This is a genomic window from Mesorhizobium sp. GbtcB19, assembly GCF_019091085.1.
In the GTDB taxonomy this organism is placed as follows: domain Bacteria; phylum Pseudomonadota; class Alphaproteobacteria; order Rhizobiales; family Rhizobiaceae; genus Mesorhizobium.
Genome location: NZ_JAGXJY010000186.1, coordinates 1 through 287, shown reverse-complemented (window position 1 = coordinate 287; position 287 = coordinate 1). Strand labels below are relative to the sequence as shown.

The following is a 287-nucleotide window of genomic DNA, read 5'->3' as shown; positions in this document are numbered from 1 at the left end:
GGCCAGGTCCGCCGCACGCGCTAGAACGCCGCCTCGTTGAAGCGCGACGCTTGCCAGGCATCGCAATGCTCCTTGACGGCGTCGGCCGGGGAGGCATCCGCAGCTGTCAGGATCCGGAAGCCTTCGGGCAGCAGCGGATCGGGCACATCCGTCAATTCCCGCGTGTTGTACTGCACCCAGGTCCCGTCATCCCCGCCGGCTTCCGGCTCGAAGGCGTAGCCATGCGCGGGGGCGCTCGCCTGCGCGTCCGCGGCCGCGGAGTGCAGCGTCAGCCGCCGGTCGACACC

At 71.1% G+C, this 287-nt stretch carries 1 pseudogene; it reads right to left on the bottom strand.

The window, feature by feature from the left end:
- Window positions 1–20: 20 nt before the first annotated feature.
- Window positions 21–287: pseudogene (locus KVT37_RS32130) on the bottom strand (hypothetical protein); the annotation flags it as partial.